Raw genomic sequence first — 21,857 nt, forward strand, 5'->3', positions numbered from 1 at the left:
AAATCTTTGTCTTAAATTGCATAATATAGTGAAACTGGGAGACCTCCCGCGCGGCATGCCGTCGCATGCAGTCTTCGGTCAGTCACACCTCTGCCTTGGCTGAGACACCGCTTGCCAACACGGCATGAAGCCGGGTGGCATAGAGTTCCTGCAGGGCCGGACGGGCGAAGCGCTTGCGAACAAAGGCCATGCCAGCTGCTGCCCGCCGCGTGGCCTCGTCGCGGTCCTCCCAGACCCGCCGCATTGCCTCGGCGGCCGCACCGACATCGGGCTCGAACCAACGGGCGCCGGGGGTGACGCCGAGATACTCGTCACTCTCCAGATAGCGTTCGCAGCCACCGATCAGGAAGGCGGTCTCATCCGTCATGTAATCGAGATTGGCAGAGTAGCGGGAGGCAATGACCGGCTTGCCCATCATCATCGCCTCCACCATGGTGTAGCCGAAGCCCTCCGCCCGGTGCAGCGAGACATAGGCGTCGCAAGAGCGCATCTCGGCCAGCGAGTCGGCGTAGGACAGCTCACGGTCGCGCACGACGATGCGGGGATCGCTGTCAACCAGACGATCAAGCTCCAGCTTGTGGGCGAGGTCGGCGACGCTCCGGCGGGTCTGGCGGTAACGGATGCGCAGGACCAGCCCGACCCGCTTTTCGCTGGGGAAGGCTTTCTGGAAGGCGCGGGCCACCGCCAGCGGGTTCTTGCGCGTGTACCAGCTGCGGGCATCGAAGCAGAAATAGAAGGTGAAGGGTGCCCCGCTTGGTCGCGCACCGGCGGTCGCCTTCAACACGCGCTCGTCGACGCAGTTGGGCACAACATGGATGGGGCCAGTGAAATGTTGGGCCAAAGCGTCGGCGCAAAAGGCCGACATCGTCCACACCTCGTCCATCATCTCCAGCGCCAGATGGGCCGAACGCGGCAAGGCGCTGGTTTCCCACAGGAAGAAGCCGATGTTGTAGGCCCCGGCAAAGCGCTCCAGCCCATGGTTGATCATGTCGCCCGGCGCGCCCAGCAGGCCGAAATGGATCAGGTTGACCGGGTAGAGCTCCTCGCCGGCATGGCGGTTGGGCACCGCCATCATCGGCATGGTCACGCCGAAGCCGGCATCCTGCAGGATGTCGCGGGAGAACAGGGCATTGCGGCTGATGCCACTGCCGCCATCGAAATAGCCGAACAGATTGACGCCCTTGGCCTGCGACGTACGGGCCAAGTGGCGCGCCACCGGTGCGCATTGCCGCTGGCGCAGAGACGACAGGCTGAGCGCCTGCGCCCCTGGGACGCCCAGGCGTGTGTAGAAATAGCCGAGCCCGGTGGTGACCCGGCCATCATGGTGCACCGGCGCGTCCAGAAGTGCGCGTACCGGAGGGGGCAGGAACAGATCGTCGAGGTTCCAGCGCACCAGCCACAGCGAGATCGCCAGCAGCAGGGGGAACAGCGCCCGCTCGTCGCGCAGGTCGAAGGCTGCGGCCAGGTCAGGATCGCGGGCGTGCATCCCGGCATAAAAGCGCGAGATCAGCCCGTGGCGGTCGATCCTGGTTGCGGCGTTCAGATCCTCCACATGGCGGGTGGCCAGCGCCTCCTTGGGCAGGCGGGCCGTGCCGAACATCCAGTGGACCAGCTCGCACAGCGCGTCCTCTCCGCTGCCGGCCGCCTCGCCCACTCCTGTCTGATAGGCCGCCAGCAGGCGGGAGCGGAACTGGCCGGCGGCATCCTCTTCGCCTGAGGCAAGGTACGCCGCCACGTCGTTCGGCAACGGGCACCAGGCATGGTCGGAAAGATTGAAGCGGTCTGCACAGCGCACCAGGAAGCGGGTCAGGTCGGCGGCACTGCGCAGATGGAAGGTGTGCGCCTCCTGCAACCGGTAGAGCTGGTGCGCTAGGAAGGCGCCAACCGTCAGCTCGGCCCCCTCAAAGCCGTTGGCGGGCCGGATCAACCGGGCATCGGCCCCACGCTCCCGGCCGCGCTTGGTCTGGTTGACAGTCTCTGAAAGAGCGCTCACGCACAAGGCTTGGCGCTCCGCCGTCATGCCGGAGAGCGCGGTGTCGATCACCGCCCGCTGGAAGCTGGTGACGACAGGGGCGCCTGGGATCGACATCCGGGTGCCATGGATTTTGACATCGACGCAGCAGCCGTTGATCGACAGAAGGCCGGCGGGCAGGGGGATGTTGAAGGCAAGGAAGCCGTTGCGGCCCGGCAGTCCGCTCAGCGCCTTGTGATGTTCGTTGCAGGCATGGGTGCCGAGGAAGCGTCCATCGACATAGAGGTCGATCAGGCACTCCTCTGCCGGGTTGCTCTGGTTGTGCAGCCAACCATAGATCTTGTTGGTGGTGATGAACTCCAACCGACCCTGATAGGTGGCGGTCGTGCCAATCTCGGCCTTGAGCGGGCTGATCGCGTTCATTGTGCGGTTCCAAGCACAGCCATCCAGCCGCCCCTAAAGGGATGGACAGGTGGAGTGTGTGCATCGAGGCTCAACCCAAAAGGAATTGGGAAGAGATCAACATTCAAGAAAAACTTAGATATCGAAGCAACGACCGTCATCTGGTCCGCCATACCAACAAAGCAATGTCTTCTAAGGGGTAGGATAGCAAAGCCATCCACAATCTAGTTAGTCCTTTCGGTAATTGTTGCAGGTCTGAAACAGAGGTGGCCTTATCTGTGCATACTGGGGGATGCGGCGCGGTTTTCTCTATGAGGCTCAGCTCGCCTTCGCCCGTGATGAAATAGGCAGATTGCGGGAAGACAAAAATTATTTGAATATATAATAATATATTTCGGAATTAGTTTGGATGCTTTCTGTAACAAGAGAGGTGCTGTTTTGCCTATCTTATGATATGTTTCAGAGCATATTTCTTAATTTGTTTGTAAAAGATTTCGAAGATACATCTCAATGCTTAGGAAAATCAGTCGATACCATGTATATGATGGAAAAGGTATGTTGATATCTGTATCTTGGGCTAACCTAATGGTGATGGTCCCAAGCATTCTGATGGTCGCTCAAATGTTCAGAAGAAAGATAATAATAGAGTGTTTAATTGTTTCTAAGGAATCATAAGGCGCCAATTAAGCAAAAAGAAAAGAGGATAAAATTAGGAATGTGGCGTTTGGGTGGAAGATCGGGGTGCCGTTGTGACAAAGAGTATTCTCTGCATCGTCGGAACGCGTCCTGAAGCCATCAAGATGGCCCCTGTCATATCGACCTTGAAATCGGCGGATTGGTGTGCCGTTCGTGTGATCGCCACAGCGCAGCACCGCGATATGTTGGATCAGTCCCTAAGCGTCTTCGGCATCAAGCCGGATGTAGACTTAAATCTGATGGCGCCGAACCAGTCGCTCGCTGACCTCACGATCAGGGCTTTGGCAGGGCTGGACCGAGTTCTGGCAGTCGAAGCCCCAAGTGCCGTTCTAGCTCAAGGCGATACGACCACTGTTCTGGCAACGGCGCTCGCCTGCTTTTACCGCCGCGTTCCTTTCTGTCATGTGGAAGCTGGGCTGCGTACATTTGATATACGCAACCCCTTCCCCGAGGAATTCAATCGCGTCACAGCTGGTCAAACCGCCGCTCTGCACTTCGCGCCCACAGAGGCTGCACGGTACAATCTGCTGAGCGAGAGAATTCCGGCCGAACGGATCCTCGTCACCGGCAACACGGTTGTCGATGCCCTCCTGTCCATTGCCGATGCCGCTCCTGTTTTCCCATATGCAGCCGGTCCCGGACGACGGCTTGTTCTGGCAACGCTGCACCGACGCGAGAACTTCGGCGAGCCTTTGCAGCGGATCCTTTCGGCGATTCTACGCTTGGCGTCGGAGAATTCGGATGTCGAGATTGTTCTGCCTGTCCATCCCAATCCCAACGTCAAGGAAGCCGTTCATCTGATGCTCGCTCAGCATGAGCGGATCAAACTGATCTCTCCTCTCGATTACCTCGGCTTCGTATCTGCAATGAAGGCCGCAGACATCATCCTGTCTGATTCAGGAGGGGTGCAGGAGGAGGCGCCGGCGCTCGGCAAGCCGATCCTAGTCTTGCGCGATACAACGGAGCGGCCTGAGGCCATCGCCGCCGGCGTGGCGCGTCTGGTCGGCTCCGATCCCGAACGGATCATTGGAGAAACGCAGGCTTTGCTGCGCGATCCTCGGCATTATCAAAGCATGACAAAGGGAGGCTCGCCTTATGGAGACGGTCGCGCTGCCGGCAGGATTGCTGATGCGCTGTTCAATCTCGTGATGGGCGGCCCGGCTGATCGCAATGGTTGATTTCTGCTCCTTGAAAGCATGATCATGAAGAAGAAGTTCATTGTTTGCGACCCTTCGATTGTCGGCAAGGGTGGGCACTATCTTGTGTATGCAGAGCAGGTTCTGGCAAGTGCCCGAGACCTGTCGTTCCAGACGCATCTTTTTGCCAACAGAATGTACAGCGCAGAAAATGAAGATTTTTATAAAGTTCATCCGGTGTTTGAGTATGACATTTGGGGAAATAGCACGATAAAGTCATCCCTGAGGAAATGGAAGGAAGACGCTGAAGTGGCGTCCTTGTTGCGCGCCCGCTATTCTCGAATTGGTCTGCTCTGGCAAGCGTCGAAAGACATCGAATCTTTTTCCCATTATAGTGCCGATTTTCCTGTTTCACCGAGAATGCTGCGCCGCTTGCGCAGGATGGCTAACATCCGGTCTGCTGCCATGTCGCTGCTGGCGGAACGCGAGTGGGAAGCGATGACTCGCGGACATAACCCGCAGGTAGACCGCTTCCTTCATTACCGTTTGCTTCGAGCCTGTATTCGCGATGCCGCTTCTTTGGTGCGGAAGGGGGGAAAGGGGACGGGCCTTGACGGTGCACCCGCCGACGCGCAACGCTGGAACCAGCTCGCTCAGCGTACGGCGGCCGCGCAGTCCTTCGCCACGGCCCTGATCCGCAATGTGGCGGCGCTTGAGTTGACGGCCGACGATCACATCTTCCTGCCCAGCATGGCGCCTCATGAACTGGCCGGCCTGCGCTGGGCGATCCTGCAAAGCGATGCCCTTCAAGCTCCAACTTATCATCTGGTCTTCCGCCGGGATATCTACCGCGGCTATAGCGATCAGTTTGATGCGGGAGAATGGGGCGTGCATGCCATGCGCCATGCATTCCATGCGATGAAGGACGTCAGCGAACGGACCCGCATCAACTTCTATACCGATACCGATGAACTCACCTACCAATACAACCGCCTTGACGCTTTTTCCTTCGTCACGCTTCCGATACCGGTAAGCGTCGAAGTCGGTGTCGAGAAATCCGTCGCCTTGCCAGAGTTGGAGGACAGCTCACATCGCCGCGTGGCGATTCTTGGAGATCACGGTTCCGCCGCTCTGGCGAGCATCATGCCGTTGCTGGGGCGCCATTATACCGCCTCCGGCATTGCCAGCTTCCTTGTGCAGGAGGAAGCCGGTTCGCCCCCTAACCCGCTCCTGGACCGCTGGCATTCAGCGGTTCTCGCCCGTGTGGCGGCGGATAAGACGCGTTGGGCCACCGTGGCAACGCGCCAAGCTGACATTCTCGTCCTTCTGCGCGACGGATTGCCGCAATTTCCGCTGATCGAATTGGCGGCGGCCGGCAAACTGCTCGTGCTGCCGGCCGACGCCCCTGAATGTCTGCAACTCTGCCGTCAGGCAAGCCAAACGCACGCGGCCCTGGTCGCCAGCCATGGAACTGTGCTGGCCGAAAGCTCCGGCGATCCGAAGGCGTTGCGGTGGCGCCGATATTACGAAAGCGGCGTCGATCACGAGGAGGACAGGAGTTGTACGCCGGAGGGCGTGGTGCTGACTCATAACGGCATGAGCTATACGCGCATTGCCGTTTCGGAAGGCACCACCCACCTGTGGCTGACTTTCCCAGTAACGTTGTCCTCGCAGTGGAAGGATACCGGCGCGACGACCGAGCTGACGGTCGAGTTCATCGGCAGCGCGGAAGCCGGCCAGCCTCCCGTCGACGACCAAGCAGAGCGACGCGTCGTCGAAATTTTCCCGCATGCCCATGCCGGCGACCTACAAGCGGCTTCCAGGAACGCCTCCCCCGGACAGGAAGAGCATTCGATCCTGATCAAGGTACCGGCAGGCAGCCGCATCGTGTGGCTGGCTCTTCGCAACCACACGCCGTCTTTGAGCATCTATCGTCTGGAACGCTTCCAAGTCCGTTTCGTGCGGAGCCGCTGCCCGTTGCCACGGACGGTCGGTTATATCCCTTACCGTCAGGGCAGGGATTTTCTCGAAACCTTGAACAGCATCGCCCAGAAATTGAAGGAGGCGATCGACCTGTTTCCCCTTCACTGGGACCGTGACAATCCCCGGACCGGAAGAGGGGATGGCCAGAAATCCGGTGCGCGGGACCATTCCTGCCTTGCCGGCGGCTATCTTGGAGATGCCCGGCTGGAGAAGGGCTTCCATCTGATTCCGGCAGCCATCGACCAGCTCGATCGCGATTATGTCGCTCAGGGGCTGCTGCGCTTCCAACTGCAATCCTATGTCACCCAGGCACGCCCGGAGCTGAAGATCCTGCAGGCGTTGGAGCATCTGCGCTCCATGAACCGAAGCGCCGTCCGTACGCTTCCGCGCCCTTTGTCCATGCCCGAGTACAACGAGCTTCTGAACCGCTCGGACTTCGTCCTGATTCCCTACACGCGGCTGAACTACACGGCCCGCAGTTCAGGCATCTTCACCGAAGCTCTGGCAGCGGGCAAACCCGTGATCGTTCCGGCCGGAACCTGGATGTCCGAAATCGTCGATCAGGCGTCTTACGCCTTTCATGCCGCCAGCATCAAGCCGAACAACATCGTCAGCGAACAGAACTGCCTGCAGGCGTTCCCATGGCGTACCCTGTCCAACGAAGGGGACCTGCCCGCTGATCGGGCGGTATCCTCTCAGTCCGTTTGGATCTCCCGTCATCAGACGACCTACATCCAGTCTCCGGTGCCCGCGGGCTGCACCCATGTCTGGCTGTCCTTCGGCCATGAGTCGCCGTTCCACGACAGCCACACCCGGGTGGTGGTCGCCCTTCTGCGTGACGAGTGGGACGATGGGAACGTCCGGTCCACGGAACTCTGGCGGCGGGATCACATCGTTGGCCATGCCGGAGATGAGCGAATGTCCATCGTCATTCCGCTGATCCCGCAGGCGACTCGGCTATGGATCGGTTTCCTGAATGCCTTTACCACGACCGATTACCAGCTTGTGCGTCCAACGTTCCGTTGGGTGAGCTCGCCTGTTCCCATCGCGGAGACCGCCCTCGGCATCAAGTACATCGAAGAGAACTCCGACCAGGAGATCGCTCAGTCCTTGGCCGAGGCGATTGCCATTCTGCACGGTAGCTTCGCCTCGCTCCATCACTCGGTTGCCAGCGTCGCTCCCGGGTGGCGTGGGCGAAATGCGTCGTCGACACTGGTCTCGACTTTGCTGGCGCAGTCGTCGTCGGCTCCTTGCTGGTCGGATGAGCGGATTTCCGCCCAAGACTGGTAACCGCCGCTCCATGGCCTTCCTGGAAAGGGATCAAACCTTGAAGATCGCCTGCTTGTCGGACATCACACTCGGTTACGCTGTTCCGCAGATTGAATTGCTGACGGCTTCGCTGGCCCGCCATTACGCCGCGACCGAGGCTGTGGTCGTCGAGCCGGACATGAAGGGGCGCCGTGCGCTCTTCGCCCATGACCTGATTTCTCTGCGACGGTTCGTAACCCGCACTCCTCCGCACGACCCGGTGTTCCACATCGAATATGCGCGGTTCATTGAGCGGTTCCTACGGTCCTTCCACCCGGATGTCCTTATCGTCACCCATGGGTCGGTCATGCCCGGACTGCTGCTGTCCGGCCATAAGCCGAGCCTGCTGATCTATTACATGCTCGAAAGTCTCGAACATCAGATTCATGGCGGCAGCCTGTACGGCGACTTCAACGACATGGTCCAGGACATGGTTGATGTGGTGGCCGTTCCCGAGCAACGCAGGGCATCTTACGACCTTCGCACTCCGGAATGGAAAGCGAAACCTTTGGTGGAGCTTCTGAACGTTGCGTCCGACCAGGGGTTTCCGCCTCGCCAAGGCCTGCCTGCGCATGGCCGCATCCGTTTCCTGCATGCTGGTACGATCAACAAGAATACTTTTTGCGATGTGCTGTCAGGTCTGAAGATAGAAAACATTCGGATTGATATGGCCGGTCCTCAGGACGATGATGATACGCGCTCCATTGTCAGGAAGGGAAGCGAAAATGGGAGTTTGAATTATCTTGGCCTTCTTCCTCTCGCCAAGCTTCATGAAATTGTCCAGAATTATGATTACCGCTTCGTGCTTTGGCGCCCTTTCGACTTCAACTCATTCTTTGCGTCGCCGAACAAGCTGTTCGAGTCCATTTCCGCTGGCGTGCCGCCGATCTGCACGCCGAATCCCCAATGTGCCGACATCCTCCGGCGCTACGACTGCGGCATCCTGATGGAAGGCTGGGAGAACCATCATTTGGAGGCAGCGATCTGCTACGCAGTCTCGATCGCACGGACCGAGCGGTATGAGGAACTTGTCCGGAACTGCCATGAGGCGGTGCGCTGCGAACTCAACTGGAGGGCGCAGTTCGACAAGATGGTTCCGCATCTGCCGCTGGCATTCTCTTAGCAACGGAAGGCGAAACTTTCGCTGTCGAAATAGGTGCAGACACATCTTGCCCGCCCCATCCACCAAGCACACGCTGCTCTGTTCCAACGCGACGTCGATCCCGGCATAGTGATCCATGGCTGTCCCTCCATGTTGCGTGGGGCTGATGCTTGGGGCCGATCCACTCGGCCCCCTGTTTCTCACACCATCACTGTGGGGACAGCCGCCCGCCCAAGCCAGAGCTTGGTGCAAAGCCCATTACGGCATCTGGAAGTGGATGTGGGATTGACCTAGATTTTCCGTGGTAAACAGTGCGGCCTTTATGGAAAGGAAACTGTGCTCGTATCAATGTGAAGAACTTTTCTGCAAGCACCAAACATCAACAGGGAGGCGACAAGACATGAGTCCAGAAATTTTCATTATTGGCCACGCTCGATCCGGCACAACCGTGCTAACACATATTTTAAATACTGACCCAGAGGCTTGTATTCTGCAAGAGGCAGAAATTTACTGGAATTATGAGGTCTCCCACTACGCCGAGGTTTTTAATCGTCGTGGTTCTGTGCGGAAACGCACATGGCGGAAGGGAAACTATATTCCACCGTGCGTTCCAGGGAGCCTGAATGGAAGGCACGTTATTGAAGAGCTTTCAAAGTACTATCGACGTGTGGGTGACAAAATTGCACTCGGTCCTGGTCGTGTTGAGCAGATAAGAATTTGGGAATTCTTCGCTAAAAATTACTTTAATGCAAATTATGTATTCACATTTCGTGACCCTATACAGGCAACCGCTTCCATGAAGCGGATGTTTCCAGAAAACAGCTATGCGGAAATTTTGGATACGTGGATCATTTCAGTGGCGCTCATGATGCGCTTCATAAGCTTCCTACCAAATGTCTGCGCCATTCCAATGGAGCGGTATTCAGCGTGTGTGCTGCAAACACTGAATGAACGGTTGGGGACCATGGCTGTAATTTCCGGAGCTTCAATTCATCAAGCGGGAAAAATTGATCGTGGTGACATTTTTGGTATAACAGAAGAAGAAAGCGAAAAATTGTCTAAGTGTGAAAGTATATATCGCAGCCTGTTCGATGCTTGGGATGCAAATAGGTTGTCGTTTTATTCGGAAAATGATCTTTATGGGTATTGGGGAGATATTTCTAGAGATTTGATGGAAGCTTTATCGCCAAAATATGCGTCGGAAGTTAGCGGACTCAGTGACGTTGATCCAGCCATGATTGACCCGCGACGTGCAGTGTTGACCTCCTATGCCCAAGTTCCACTCGCACGACCAGAGTGGCAAGAGGCTGTGGAAAGCTATGTATCAGATTTTCCTCAAGATGGTTTCGGCCACTACATCTTCGCCCTCATGCTTTATGGGAACAGTCCGAACAACTGTGAGCGGGCACTTGCAGAATTCAATAAGGCCGAACGTTGCGGCTACGTACCCTTCTGGGTAAAGTACAATCGCGCCTATGTTTACAAAAAAATGGGAAGCCATGAGCAGGCAATACAAGATATAAAAGATGCAGTAAAAGAAGATCCAACACATAGAGATGCCCAAGAGATGCTGGAGCGTTGGACACTCCCAGATGAGAAATTCAATTAACATCGAGGGGAAATTTTTATCTCAACGTCTGTAAAATTTTCTGGTGAATCCGAATAAAAATAGAAATGCCTCCAATTGATTGTGGTTTGATAATTATGCAATTTTCGCTAGAATTTTTTCGCGGGGGTGCCGATTTGGGAGAATTTACGGCAGCTGGGCTGTGTGATTCACTGCCTTTGGTGGACGGACGAACTCTGTGATCACTCCGCCGGCTAAAGCGCGGCGGCTTTTCAGACAAGCGACGCGGCAACCCGCCCGCTTGGTGTCCGAAGGCCCGGAACTCGATGACGGACGCGGTCGCCACGTCGCGGTCTTCGACCAGACCGCAGTCCGGGCAACGGTGCACGCGATCGGTCAGGGTCTTTTCGATCTTGGCGCCGCAGCACGGGCACTCTTGCGATGTGCCGCAGCTGCCCGAGGTCCCATCGCCGGGATACGGGGCCCGGTTGAGGCCGGGTGACTGTTGGGGACCTCGCTCCTTGGAGGGGGATCACGCCCTGTGAGATCGGCTCTCGGGTTCCGTTCTGATCGCATGGTGCGGCGGGGCCCGTGCTGCACACGGACGGAAGCACGAAACCGACGACGTGAGGCATTCGGGAGCTTGACGCCCAATGGTCCATTACAGAAGCAGTTACAAAGGGTGAGGAGAGCAAGAATATCTAATCGCCAATGCCTCATTCTGTATTTTTTCAGGAAGTGGCCATAAGTGGCTCGGGAAAATCGAGAAAAATCAACTGATGGATTTGCCGCATGCCTGTAGCGATTGGTGCAGGCGCATATGAACCACCTAAACTTCTCTTTACCTTGAGGAGGTGCTGTTGCTATACAGAACAAACTCTCCTAAGGGTGTTCCGTGGCGATGAGTGCAGCCTCGTGGAACATTCCTTGAGAAATGAACACTGAAGCGGCTTGGGTCATTATGGTTGATCTTGATCGTATTCTTGTTACAGGTGCAACTGGTTTTCTGGGACGTCACACTGTTCGGGTTCTCAATGACAGGTACGGGACCGAACACGTCTTCACGGTCAATTCCCGTCATTACGATCTGATGGACCGTGGCCAGATCCACAAGATGTTCCAAGATGTTTGCCCCACTGCCGTTGTGCACCTGGCGGCTTATTCTGGTGGAATCGGCGCCAACCGTACCTATCCTGCGGATTTCTACCTGCGCAACACCTTGCTGACCGCATTGATGTTTGAAGCGGCGGCCCATTTCAAGGTTAGCAAGCTGCTCTATCCCATGGGCGGCTGCTCCTATCCGGCCCGTGCGGCCAGCCCGATCGGCGAGGACCAGCTCTGGAACGGCTATCCGCAGCCGGAAAGCGCCCCCTATTCCACCGCCAAGATGATGGGTGTCGTCGCCGCGCGCGCCTACCGGCAGCAGCACGGGCTGAACGCGTCCGTCATCATCCCCGGCAACCTGTATGGCGAATACGACAATTTCCATCCGCTCGACAGCCATGTCATTCCGGCGACCATCCGCCGCTTCCACGAGGCGCGGCTGCAGGGGGTGGACTGCATCACCCAGTGGGGGTCCGGCAAACCGACCCGCGATTTCGTCTATGCCGGCGATGTGGCCGCGCTGATCCCCTTCTTCCTGGAAAGCTTCGACGAGGTCGGGCCGGTCAACATCTCCTCCGGCACCGAAACCTCCATCCGCGAACTGGCGGAGACGGTGGCCGAATTCACCGGCTATGCCGGCCGGATCGAATGGGACACCAGCAAGCCGGACGGCCAGATGGTGAAGATCTTCGACACCGCGCGGCTGTCGTCGCTCGGCCTTTCCTGTCCGACCCCGCTCACCGCCGGGCTGCGCCGCACCATCGACTGGTTCGCGACCCATTACGCTGATCGTGGCGACGGGCTGCGGCTATGAGCTCCCGCCTCCTGACCTATCTGATCGGTGGCAACGGCTTCGTCGGTTCCGCCTATCGCCGTCTGTTCGCCGCCCGCGGCATGGATTGCGTCCTGGTCGGGCGGGAAAACATCGAAAGGCTGCGCGGCACCCGGTGCGACGTGCTGATCAATGCCAACGGCAACAGCAAGAAGTTTTTGGCCGACCGGGATCCGCTGTTCGACTTCGATGCCTCCGTGCGGTCGGTGATGGAAAGCTTGGTGGCTTTCGACGCCGGCACCTATGTGTTCCTGTCGAGCGGCGACGTTTATCCCGATCCGTCCTCGCCGGAGACGACGGGTGAGGATCAGATGATCGACCTCGCCCGGGTCAGCCGTTACGGCCTGCACAAACATCTGGCCGAACAGCTGGTGATGGCCAGCCGACGTCCCTGGCTGGTTGTGCGGATGGGCGGCTTCGTCGGACCTGGACTGAAGAAGAACGCCATCTACGACATGCTGAACGGGGATCCGGTGTGGCTTTCGCCGGAAAGCCGCCTGCAGTTCATCCACACCGACCACGCCGCCGATCTGGTCTGGCGCCTTGTCGAACGGGGCGTGCGCAACGAGGTGGTCAATCTCGGAGCCGAAGGGCTGGTGTACCTGGGCGACCTGCATCGCGAGATGGGGGCACCGTCGGTCTTCCGTGACGATGCGCCGATCGTGCACTACGAACTCTCATTGGACAAGCTTCGGCGCCTGAGCGGCATTCCTCTTCCCTCCAGCACGGACGACGTCCGGCGCTTCGTTGCGGAGCACGGGGCGGCGAAAGCCTGACCGGAGCCATCCGGCCGGACCTGCCTGCCCAGGCATCCTTGTCAAGGTAACAGCCATGATGATCATGTCGCGCACCCCGTTCCGGATCAGCTTCTTCGGCGGTGGGACGGATTATCCGGAGCATTTCCGAAAAGAGGGGCAGCGCGGTGCCGTGGTTGGCATGGCGATCGACAAGTATATTTACATCAGCGCGCTGAGAATATCTGGCATTCAGAACTACCGTTACCGTGTCAGCTATTCCCGACTGGAAAAGGTGATAGAGGTCGGCGAGATCAAGCACAACGTCGTGCGCGAATGCCTGCGGCATTATCACATCGACGACATGCTCGACATCAACATCATGTCGGACATTCCCGCCAGCACTGGGCTCGGCAGTTCTTCCGCTTTCACCGTGGCCCTGCTCAATCTGCTGGCCCGGCTGCGCAGCGAACGCGTTACCAAGATGGATCTGGCCAAGCGGGCCATCTTCGTCGAGCGCGACCTGCTGAACGAGCGCGTCGGCGTGCAGGACCAGCTCCATGCCGCTTTCGGTGGGATCAATCGCTTCGACTTCGACCGCAAGAACATCCGCATCACCCCGGTGTCGATGACCGGCGCGGTGCAGCAGCATTTCGTCGACTCCCTGATGCTGATCTACTCCGGCGTCACTCGCCACGCCTCGACGACGCTCGACGAGCAGATCGGCAACACCAAGGCCGGTAAGGTGGACCGGCAGATGGAGGCCCTGCTCGACCTCGTTGACCAGTCCGTCGCCGTCATGGAGATGGAGGACCCCCAGGCCATGGTCGCTGAGTTCGGCCGTATGATGGACGAGGGCTGGCGGATCAAGCGCTCGCTGTCGAGCAAGATCACCCTTCCCCACATCGACGAGCTGTACGACCGCGCCATGGTGAACGGTGCGCTCGGCGGCAAGCTCTGCGGTGCCGGCGGCGGCGGCTTCCTGCTGATGGTGGTGCCGCCGGAACGGCGGGCACAGGTTGCGGCGGCGGTTTCCCCGGCCAAGGTGATCGACATCGGGCTGGACACGCAAGGAGCAATCCTCCTTTACTCCTGAACTCTTTGTCCCCCTCTACGGCTGCTTTGATGAATCGCCTCATTCTCTGCGACCAGTCCCTCGTCGGGCTCGGCGGCCACTATTACGAATACAGCACGTCGGTCGCGCGGGCGGCGCAGGGGCTCGGCCTTTCCGTTCTGATCGCCGCAAACCGGTCTGTCGACCCATCCCTGTTCCAGGGCGTCGGCTCCATCGACCTGGATGTGCTGCCCTGGTTCGCTATGAGCTGGGGCGAGGCCGCTCAAGCCCACCGACAGGGAACCGCCGTCACCAGGATCGCAGACGAACTGTCGGCCCTGCTGGAGCGGTGCGGCGCGGACGTGGGGGACATCGTCCTACTGCACACTCTGGGATGGGAGGAGGCGGACGACATCCTGCATTGGCTGCTCGGCCTGCCAGCGGACGCCGTCGCCGCCCTGCCGCACATTCGCCTCCTGTTCCGCTTTCCCCTATCCTGGCTGCTCGAGCCGTGGCGGTCCTCGCTGGTGCGCGTGTTCGCCCGGCTGCAGGACGATCCGCGTCTCGGCCACAAGCTGGGCTTTCTCAGCGACACCGACGCGCTGGCCCGCTCCTTCACCGGCCTGTTCGGCCATCCCTTCACCGTGATGCCCATCCCGTTCCGCACCGACCTGCTGGACGGGGAATCTCCAGAACGGCAGGACGCCGAAGCCGCCCCGTCGGCCGCTCCCCTGGCGATCGGCTATTTCGGCGATGCCCGGCTGGAAAAGGGATATCATTTGCTGCCGTCGCTGCTGTCACGGCTCTGGCGGACCGCAATCCGCCCCGGCAGGGCGCGCTTCCTCGTCCAATCGCATTTCAACATGCCGGGCGGCGAACCGGGCATGCTTCAGGCACGCAACCAGCTTCTGCAATTCGCGGCCCCGCAGGTGGAACTGACCGTGGCCCCCTTGCCGACCGCCGCCTATTACCGTCGGCTGCAGGCCTGCGACGCGGTCCTGATCCCCTACGATCCCGACAGCTACGCTGAACGCAGCTCGGGTATCCTGGTCGAGGCACTGGTCGCCGGAAAGCCGGTGATCGTGCCGGAGGGATCCTGGATGGCCAGCCAGGTCTCTGCGGAGCATGCCGCCGTCTACCGCCATCCCGACGGGCTGTTCGACGCCGTGCAGGGGATGATGGACCGCCATCCCGACTATCTGGCAGCGGCGCGACGGCTTCGCTCCCACTGGCACGAGCGCACCGACCCCCGCGGCTATGTCCGCGCCTTGCTGGCGACCGTTCCCGCAAACCCGGTTCCGGTGCCTGCGGCCGACCCTGCCGTGCGCGTGGTCCTGGTCATGGACGGTGACGCCATGCTGCTGCGCAATGGGGCCAGCCGGGTCGCCCTCAACCAAATTGACCATTTGGTCCGCTCGGGTTGCCGAATCACCGGGGTGTTCGTCTCGACCCGCAGCTTTGAGACCAGCGAGGCGATGGAGCGATGGCGCGCCGCGCTGGAGGAGTGCCTATCCGGCTTGCCGGTGGCGGAGGTCTTCTGCCTGTTCCATCTCTCCGCCAACCTCGATGCGCACACCGCCGGCCGGCTGGCCCGGATGGCCACCGCCGGCCATTATTCGTTGGAACGCGACCTGTTGTTCGCGCAAGGTCTGTCCTTCCCCCCGGACCTGCTGAAGGCCGCCCGCGAAACCAAGTTCGACTTGGTGGTCCTGAACTATGTGCGCTTCTTGCCAGTGGTGGCGGCGCTGGGATGGGACCGCGTTCCGCTCCTGTGCGAGATGCACGACATCCAGTCGTTCCAGAAAGCTCTCTACGGAAATCGCGCCTTCGACCCACGGGAATTCGATCTGGAAAAGGCGATGCTCAAGCGCTGTGGTCATGTCGTCAGCCTCAGCGAACTGGAGGTGATTCGCCTGAAGGGGGATATGGGGGATCGGATCTCGTATCTTCCGATGCCGCTTTTCACAGACGGTGCCGGATACGAGCGGCTTTTGGACGCTCCCGACCTGGGTGCCCTGGTCTCCTCCTGCGGGATTGTCGCGACGGCCCCGGAAAAGGACCGGGCCGCTGCCAGCTCCACGGCCAACGCTGCCGCCGACACCACGGTGAACGACGTCATTGACAAGGCCAAAGCCCTGCCGGGCATCGACCTTCTATTCGTCAGTTCGGGCCACGAGCCAAACTGCCGCGGGCTGATCTGGTTCTTGGAAACGGTCTATTTTCCCCATCTGTCGCGGGCCGGGGTTACGCTGTTCGTGGCGGGCAGCATCGCCTGGGCGCGCAACTGGCCCGACCACCCCAAGATCGTTTTCACCGGGATGCTCGACAGTGTGGCGCCGCTCTATGCCGCGGCGAAGCTGGTCATCCTGCCAATTCATGAAGGGGCTGGCGGTGCCATCAAGATGATCGAGGCGGTTGCCGCCGGGAAGCCGATCGTCTCCACCTCCTTCGCTCTGCGCGGCGCCTTGCAGGACGGGATGGACGCCGATTTCGTCTGCGACACCCCGTTGGATTTCGCGTCGGCGATCCTGGCTCTGCTGGAAAGTCCCGAACGACGCAGGCGCTGCCGCGACCTGTGGCGCCGGACCTATGAACGCGCCCACAGCTTGGCGCTCTACGACGAGCGGCTTGCGGCGGTCATCGGGAGGCTACGTGGGCGGAAGCCGGTCGTTCCGTCTCCCCGACCGCCGGACAGCTTGCCTGACGTTCCGGTCGAATGGGGGCCGGGTATTCAGGCCCTCGGCGGCCTGCTGTCTGACTGGGCCGGGGGCAGGCCGCTCGATTACAATGGATTCGGCGTGCTGAAAACCGCCTATGGGCGGGACTGGCCGCTGCATGTCCGAACCTTGCTGGCATCCCTAAAAAACGCGGACCGGATACCGGCCTTACGCCGCTTCTCCGGAAGCGGCTTGTCCCTGACCGATCTCTTCACCGACCTCATCGACATCAGCCGTCCGGTCAGCGAGATGACAGCGCTGTCCGGCCCCTCGGTGGCCATTGCCCATGACGATTTCGGCCGCCGCCACTACGCCTTCTATGCCGGCGCTGTGTTTGCGGCCGGGCAGCGGCTGTGGCGCACGGCCCCACACGACATTGTCGTCACCTGCCTGTCCGGGCCGCGTCTCCCCCGCCCTGAGCCTGGCTGCCTGACCGTCCAGGTTGACGGCCGGGAGCTTCCCGCCGCCTGCATCCGGATCGACGAAGTGGCCGGCACCATCCGGGTGGCGCTTCCGGTCGAGACTGACCTTCCCGGCGCCCGACTCACCAGACTGTCCCTGGCCTTCCACGGCACCCTCATCGTCACCAACATCGCACTGGTGACCAAGATCTCGCTTGCTCCCGGGCAGGAAGGAGCGGCGGCCGTGATCGGCGACAACTGGCATGGGCCGGAGCGGGAGCGCGGCCAGGGCGTTTGGCGTTGGACCGGGCCGGAGCGCAGCTCGTGGTTGCGCCTGCCGGTCTTCACCGATCCGCGGATGCGCGTCGCACTCGCCGTGACGGATAGCGCCGTCGACCGTGACGTCGTGCCGGAACTGCATCTCGACGGCTATGCGCTCCGCCCGGTCGCAGCTCCTTCGCCCTCTCCTGCCATGGAGCAGGGGAGGGCGGAACGTGAACTTGTCTATGCTCTCGACAGTCAGGGCAAGGGGCAGCCGGTCGAGCGGGCGCTGCGGTTTGGATCGGCCGATCTGACCGTGACCGTTCCGGCCACCGCCCCGCATGCGCAGGACGGCTCGCGTCGTTGCGGCGTGGCCGTCGGTAGCCTGCGCGTCGTCACCGACCTGCTGCCAGCATTGGGGGAGGCTGCCTGAGAAAGCTCGACGCTGGGTTGGCTCAGCGGCTGGAAAGCCGCTGCAACGCCACCTTGACCCGGTCGCCGTAGAGGCGGCTGACCGCTTCCGGCGACAAGTCGCGTTTCGCCCGCAAAGCGGCTGCGGTCGCCCGACCGGTCCGCTCCTTGTTGTCCTGGAAAACCCGGCGCATTGTGGCAGCGGCAGCGTCCAGGTCCGGCTCGAACCAGCGCGAGCCGGGCGGAACGTCAATATATTCGTCGTGGGCCATGTAGCGCTCGACCCCGCCGACCAGGAAGGCGCATCCCTCGTCCATGTAATCGAGATTTCCGGAATAGCGCGACGCGATCACTGGCTTTCCACACATCATGGCCTCCGCCATGGTGTAGCCGAAGCCTTCGGCCCGATGCAGTGAAACGTAGCAGTCGCAGTCCCGCATCAGCGCCGCCATGTCCACCGTCTCATAGTCGCCGCCGAGCAGGCGGATGCGCGCGTCCTGCGCTGCCAGCCGGCGGAAACGGCTGATCTCGCGCCGGTTGCTGGCCGACGGGATGGCGTGTGACGTTGCGACTCCGCTGCCGCCACTATGGCGGAACTTGACCACCAGTTCGACCGGCTCATTTCCGGTGGGGAAGGCGCGCAGGAACGCTTCGACCGTGCCGGCCGGATTCTTGCGCGTGCACCAACTCAGCTCATCGAAGCAGAAATAGAAGCGGAAGGGATTGGACCGAATGGCGTCGGGCCGAGAGGCGTCAGGCGAGGCGAAGGCTGGATCGACCGCATGGGGGACCACCTCCACCGGTCCGGCGAAATGCTGCCGGAACACGGCGGCGCAGTAGGAGGAGGGCGTCCAGATCTCGTCGAGCAGCTCGAGCGTCAGCCGGGCGGAGGGCGGCAGGGCGCTGCTTTCCCACACCAGCAGGCCGATGTTGTAAGCGCCGTCAAACAGCTCAAAGCCCTGGTTGAGCATGTCCGTTGGCGTGCCGATCAGGCCGAAATGGATCAGGTTGATCGGCAGGGCCGGCTGGCTGTCCATCTGCCGGGTATCCGAAAGGGTGGACCGGGCGAGCGCTGGCGTCCGCACTTCGAAGCCGGCGGCGGCAATGGCGGACCGGCTGGTCCAGGCGTTCTGGCCGATGGCGGTCAGCCCATTCAGATAGCCGAAGATGTTGATGCCCGCCGGCTGGGGAGCCTGGGCCGCCGCCGACGGCTGGCGGAAGGGGGAGCGGACCGTCTGGAGAGCCTTCAGAAACTCGAAGGTGATCGCGCCGCCGTCCGGGATCCCCAGACGCTGGCAGAAATAGCCGAGCCCTTCTAGCCGTTGTCCCTCATGCTCCACTGGAGTGCGCAGCAGGCGCTGCACATCCTCGGGCACGAAGACCTCATCCTGGTTCCAGCGGATCAGCCACAGCGTCACCACAAGCAGGATGATGAACCGATCCTGCCGATTGGAGAGCGAGCAGGTGTCCGCCAGGGACGCATCCCGCCGATAAGCTTCGGTATAGAAGTTGGTCAGGGGGAGGGCAGCGGCGGCGACGCCACCGGGAGCGTTCAGCAAGGCGATCTGCTCCGGCGCCAGCACGGACGTCGGCAGCCGGACCTGCCCGAGCGCCCATTGCGCGAAATCGTAGATCTTCCAGGCCACCGGCCGGGCCGCCCAATCCTCTATTCCCACGTCCTTCCGGGCTGCCGCATAGGCGCGGAACAGGCGGGATGCGAACAGGCCGTCGGGCGCCGGGTGGCCCTCGGCCAGTCGGCGGGCCTGCTCCGTGCCGACCGGCACCAGGGCTTGGTCGCCAACTCCAAACTGATCGCCGTGCGCGGCGATGAAGGCGGCGAGATCGTCGTCGTCGTCCAGGTGGAAGAAGCTTGCGGCATTCAGCCGGTGGAGCTGGTGGGCGAAATATTCCGGTGCGCCGCTGCGCCCACCATGCAGCCAAGGCGATGGGCGCAATGCGGCGGCCGGAATCGGCAGCCCGGCCAGCCGCCGCGTCCGGTTCAGCGTTTCGATGATTGCGGTGCGGCAGAGCCGCGCCTTAGGTCCGGACGCCGCCGACAGGGCCGTGTCGATGACGGCGCGCCGCCAGTTCGTCCGAATCGGCGAACCGGACAAGGAGGTGCCGGTGCCGTGAATGCGGACATCCACCACCGCCCCCCGTTCCGACAGGACCGCCTCTGGTGTGGGCAGGCTGAACAGCACATGGCCATTGCGGCCCGGCAGGTGGGACAAGGATTCGTGATAGCCGTTGCACGGGTAGACGCCGATAAGCTGACCATCGACGTAAATATCAACAAAATTCAACGCCGATGGTTCGCTCTGATTATAGAGCCAGCCGTAAATTTTATCCGTCGTTATGAATTCTAGAAAGCCGGAGAATGTCGTAACAGTCATTGATATATATACCAGAATCGGGACGGGAATGTTACCAGACTATATGATTTATGCGTATTTTCATCAATGCGCGGGTTCGTCGTGCGCCCTCATTTCCACAAGCTGCGCCTCCTCTCCCGCATAAGGCGCCACCGAAAAATCTTCCTCCAAAGTCGTGTCCTGACCATCGGAATAGCGAGTCGCATAACAAGGTCATTGGTGCCAATCCGGACTGGAAAAAATATGCTCCCGCTACAATACAAGTTTCATTAAATAAAAATTGTCCGGGATGACGCGGCTATGAACGTCACCCAGAGATACGTCGAGACTCGCTCCGCTCCGTCGCCTGTCGACCATGCGTCCATGGGGCATTCATCGATCGGACTTCTGCGCTTCCTCGCGTTCGAAAAGGATGGCGAGGTGACCATCGATCAGATCGGGGAAGCCGATGCAAAGCTTCTTCAGGAGCGCAACTGGGTCAGATTGTCCTACAGCGCCGAGGAGGTCTTCGTCCTAGTGACGGAGGAGGGGCATCGCGTCGCCCGGACGCAGCGCCCCTACGTTCAATCATCGCCTCCGGCTTCGGCCCCGGGTTCTCCCCTGCCGGCGCGGGGGCCGGTTACAGGACGTTGCCGTAGATCGCGTTTCGGACCATCCGGTAGCCCTTGATCAGTTCGCGGATGCCGTCATCCAGTGAAAAGGCCGGCTTGAACCCGGTCGCCTCGATCCGCTCGTTGGAAACGATGTAATCGCGCTTGTCGGGGTCTTCGCCGATCGGCGCCTCCAGATACACGAACTTTGGCAAATGCTTCTGGATCCGCTCGCACAACTCCCATTTCGACAGGTTGGCATCGGACAGACCCACATTGTACGGGCGGCCCCGCATATCGTCGAAATTCGCCAGCCCGTGCAGGAAGGCGCGGGTGACGTCGCGGACATGGATGTAGTTGCGTTTGAAGTGCGGCTCGAACAGCACCACAGCGCGGTCGTTGACGGCGCGATAGACGAAGTCGTTCACCAGCAGATCAACACGCATGCGCGGGGCCATGCCGAACACGGTGGCGAGGCGGAAGCTGATGGAATTGCCACGGTCCAGTACTGCCTTCTCGGCATCGACCTTGGTGCGGCCGTAGAGCGAGATCGGGTTGAGCGGACTGTCCTCGGTGCAGAACTTCCCCTGCTCGCCGATGCCGTAGCCGGAGTTGGTCACCGGCATGACGATGCGCTGGTCCTTGGACAGGATCCTGGTCAGGGTGACGACCGCGTCCCGGTTGATGGTCTCGGCCCCGATTTTGTCGGCATCGCACAGCGGGGCGCCGACCAGCGCCGCCAGCGGGATGACGAGGTCGGCGTTCTTCGTCAGCGTCCGCAAGATCGCCTCGTCACGGGCGTCGCCGCGCACCAGGTCGAAGTTCGGGTTGGCGCAGACATGGTTCAGCGTAGCCTGCCGGAACAGGAAGTTGTCGAGCACCGTGACCGAATGGCCGGCGTCGAGCAGCGCCGGCACCATGATCGATCCGAGATAGCCGGCACCGCCGGTGACAAGAATGTTCAGGGGCTGGGACATGCGGTGACCTCTACCAACAGGCGGGATGGGCGCCGCCGGCGGCAGCGCGGGAAAACGGATGGTTCCGAAGCGGGCGGCTCTGAGGCAGGCGATTTTGCGGGGGTGGGAGATGCCGCGTTGCGAACCGCGGCATAGGTAGTCCGGACCAGTCGGGTAACGCAAGAATCAGTTTCGCCGCACGTCACCATTCATGAGCGTAAAATTTAAAATATTGAATACTAAAAGGGGAGCGAGGACC

The 21,857-nt window shown here is 60.6% G+C and carries 12 protein-coding genes; 8 read left to right on the top strand and 4 right to left on the bottom strand.

Annotated features, from left to right (window positions below):
- Positions 1-82: 82 nt before the first annotated feature.
- The gene (locus ABNQ38_RS06260) at positions 83-2,395 is read right to left on the bottom strand and encodes a glycosyltransferase family 4 protein (RefSeq protein WP_377806284.1); all 2,313 of its coding nucleotides are present in this window, start codon (positions 2,393-2,395) and stop codon (positions 83-85) included.
- 728 nt (positions 2,396-3,123) lie between these two features.
- Between ABNQ38_RS06260 and wecB the strand changes: the two genes are divergently transcribed.
- The 4 genes from wecB (at position 3,124) to ABNQ38_RS06280 (ending at position 10,208) form a co-directional block, all read left to right on the top strand.
- Positions 3,124-4,248, top strand: a complete 1,125-nt coding sequence (gene wecB / locus ABNQ38_RS06265) for a non-hydrolyzing UDP-N-acetylglucosamine 2-epimerase (protein ID WP_377806468.1) — start codon at positions 3,124-3,126, stop codon at positions 4,246-4,248.
- Between the two features lie 24 nt (positions 4,249-4,272).
- Positions 4,273-7,479, top strand: a complete 3,207-nt coding sequence (locus tag ABNQ38_RS06270) for a hypothetical protein (protein ID WP_377806285.1) — start codon at positions 4,273-4,275, stop codon at positions 7,477-7,479.
- A 10-nt stretch (positions 7,480-7,489) separates the two neighbouring features.
- Positions 7,490-8,620, top strand: coding sequence for a hypothetical protein (locus ABNQ38_RS06275; RefSeq protein ID WP_377806286.1), 1,131 nt, complete (start codon positions 7,490-7,492; stop codon positions 8,618-8,620).
- Positions 8,621-8,999: 379 nt separating this feature from the next.
- Entirely contained in the window at positions 9,000-10,208 is a 1,209-nt protein-coding gene (locus ABNQ38_RS06280) for a sulfotransferase (protein WP_377806287.1), read from the top strand.
- Positions 10,209-10,224: 16 nt separating this feature from the next.
- Here the strand turns inward: ABNQ38_RS06280 and ABNQ38_RS06285 are convergent, their stop codons facing one another.
- Positions 10,225-10,578: a hypothetical protein gene (locus ABNQ38_RS06285; RefSeq protein ID WP_377806469.1), complete on the bottom strand. Its 354-nt coding sequence runs from the start codon at positions 10,576-10,578 to the stop codon at positions 10,225-10,227.
- A gap of 522 nt (positions 10,579-11,100) precedes the next feature.
- On the opposite strand from ABNQ38_RS06285, the gene ABNQ38_RS06290 reads away from it, so the two are divergent.
- The 4 genes from ABNQ38_RS06290 to ABNQ38_RS06305 are packed head-to-tail and all read left to right on the top strand — an operon-like array spanning position 11,101 to position 17,702.
- Positions 11,101-12,084, top strand: coding sequence for a GDP-L-fucose synthase family protein (locus ABNQ38_RS06290; protein ID WP_377806288.1), 984 nt, complete (start codon positions 11,101-11,103; stop codon positions 12,082-12,084).
- Positions 12,081-12,878: an NAD-dependent epimerase/dehydratase family protein gene (locus ABNQ38_RS06295; protein WP_377806289.1), complete on the top strand. Its 798-nt coding sequence runs from the start codon at positions 12,081-12,083 to the stop codon at positions 12,876-12,878. Before ABNQ38_RS06290 ends, ABNQ38_RS06295 begins: the two co-directional genes overlap by 4 nt.
- Positions 12,879-12,933: 55 nt before the next feature.
- Positions 12,934-13,932, top strand: coding sequence for a kinase (locus ABNQ38_RS06300; protein WP_377806290.1), 999 nt, complete (start codon positions 12,934-12,936; stop codon positions 13,930-13,932).
- Positions 13,933-13,961: 29 nt separating this feature from the next.
- On the top strand, positions 13,962-17,702 hold the full coding sequence (locus tag ABNQ38_RS06305; RefSeq protein ID WP_377806291.1) for a glycosyltransferase: 3,741 nt from the start codon (positions 13,962-13,964) through the stop codon (positions 17,700-17,702).
- Between the two features lie 22 nt (positions 17,703-17,724).
- On the opposite strand, the gene ABNQ38_RS06310 is transcribed toward ABNQ38_RS06305, so the two are convergent.
- Both ABNQ38_RS06310 and ABNQ38_RS06315 read right to left on the bottom strand, forming a co-directional pair.
- A complete protein-coding gene (locus tag ABNQ38_RS06310; RefSeq protein WP_377806292.1) occupies positions 17,725-19,983 on the bottom strand; it encodes a glycosyltransferase family 4 protein in 2,259 nt (752 codons plus the stop codon).
- A 688-nt stretch (positions 19,984-20,671) separates the two neighbouring features.
- Positions 20,672-21,619, bottom strand: coding sequence for an NAD-dependent epimerase/dehydratase family protein (locus ABNQ38_RS06315; protein WP_377806293.1), 948 nt, complete (start codon positions 21,617-21,619; stop codon positions 20,672-20,674).
- Positions 21,620-21,857 lie beyond the last annotated feature (238 nt).

This window comes from Azospirillum sp. A29, assembly GCF_042604625.1.
Classification (GTDB): domain Bacteria; phylum Pseudomonadota; class Alphaproteobacteria; order Azospirillales; family Azospirillaceae; genus Azospirillum; species Azospirillum palustre.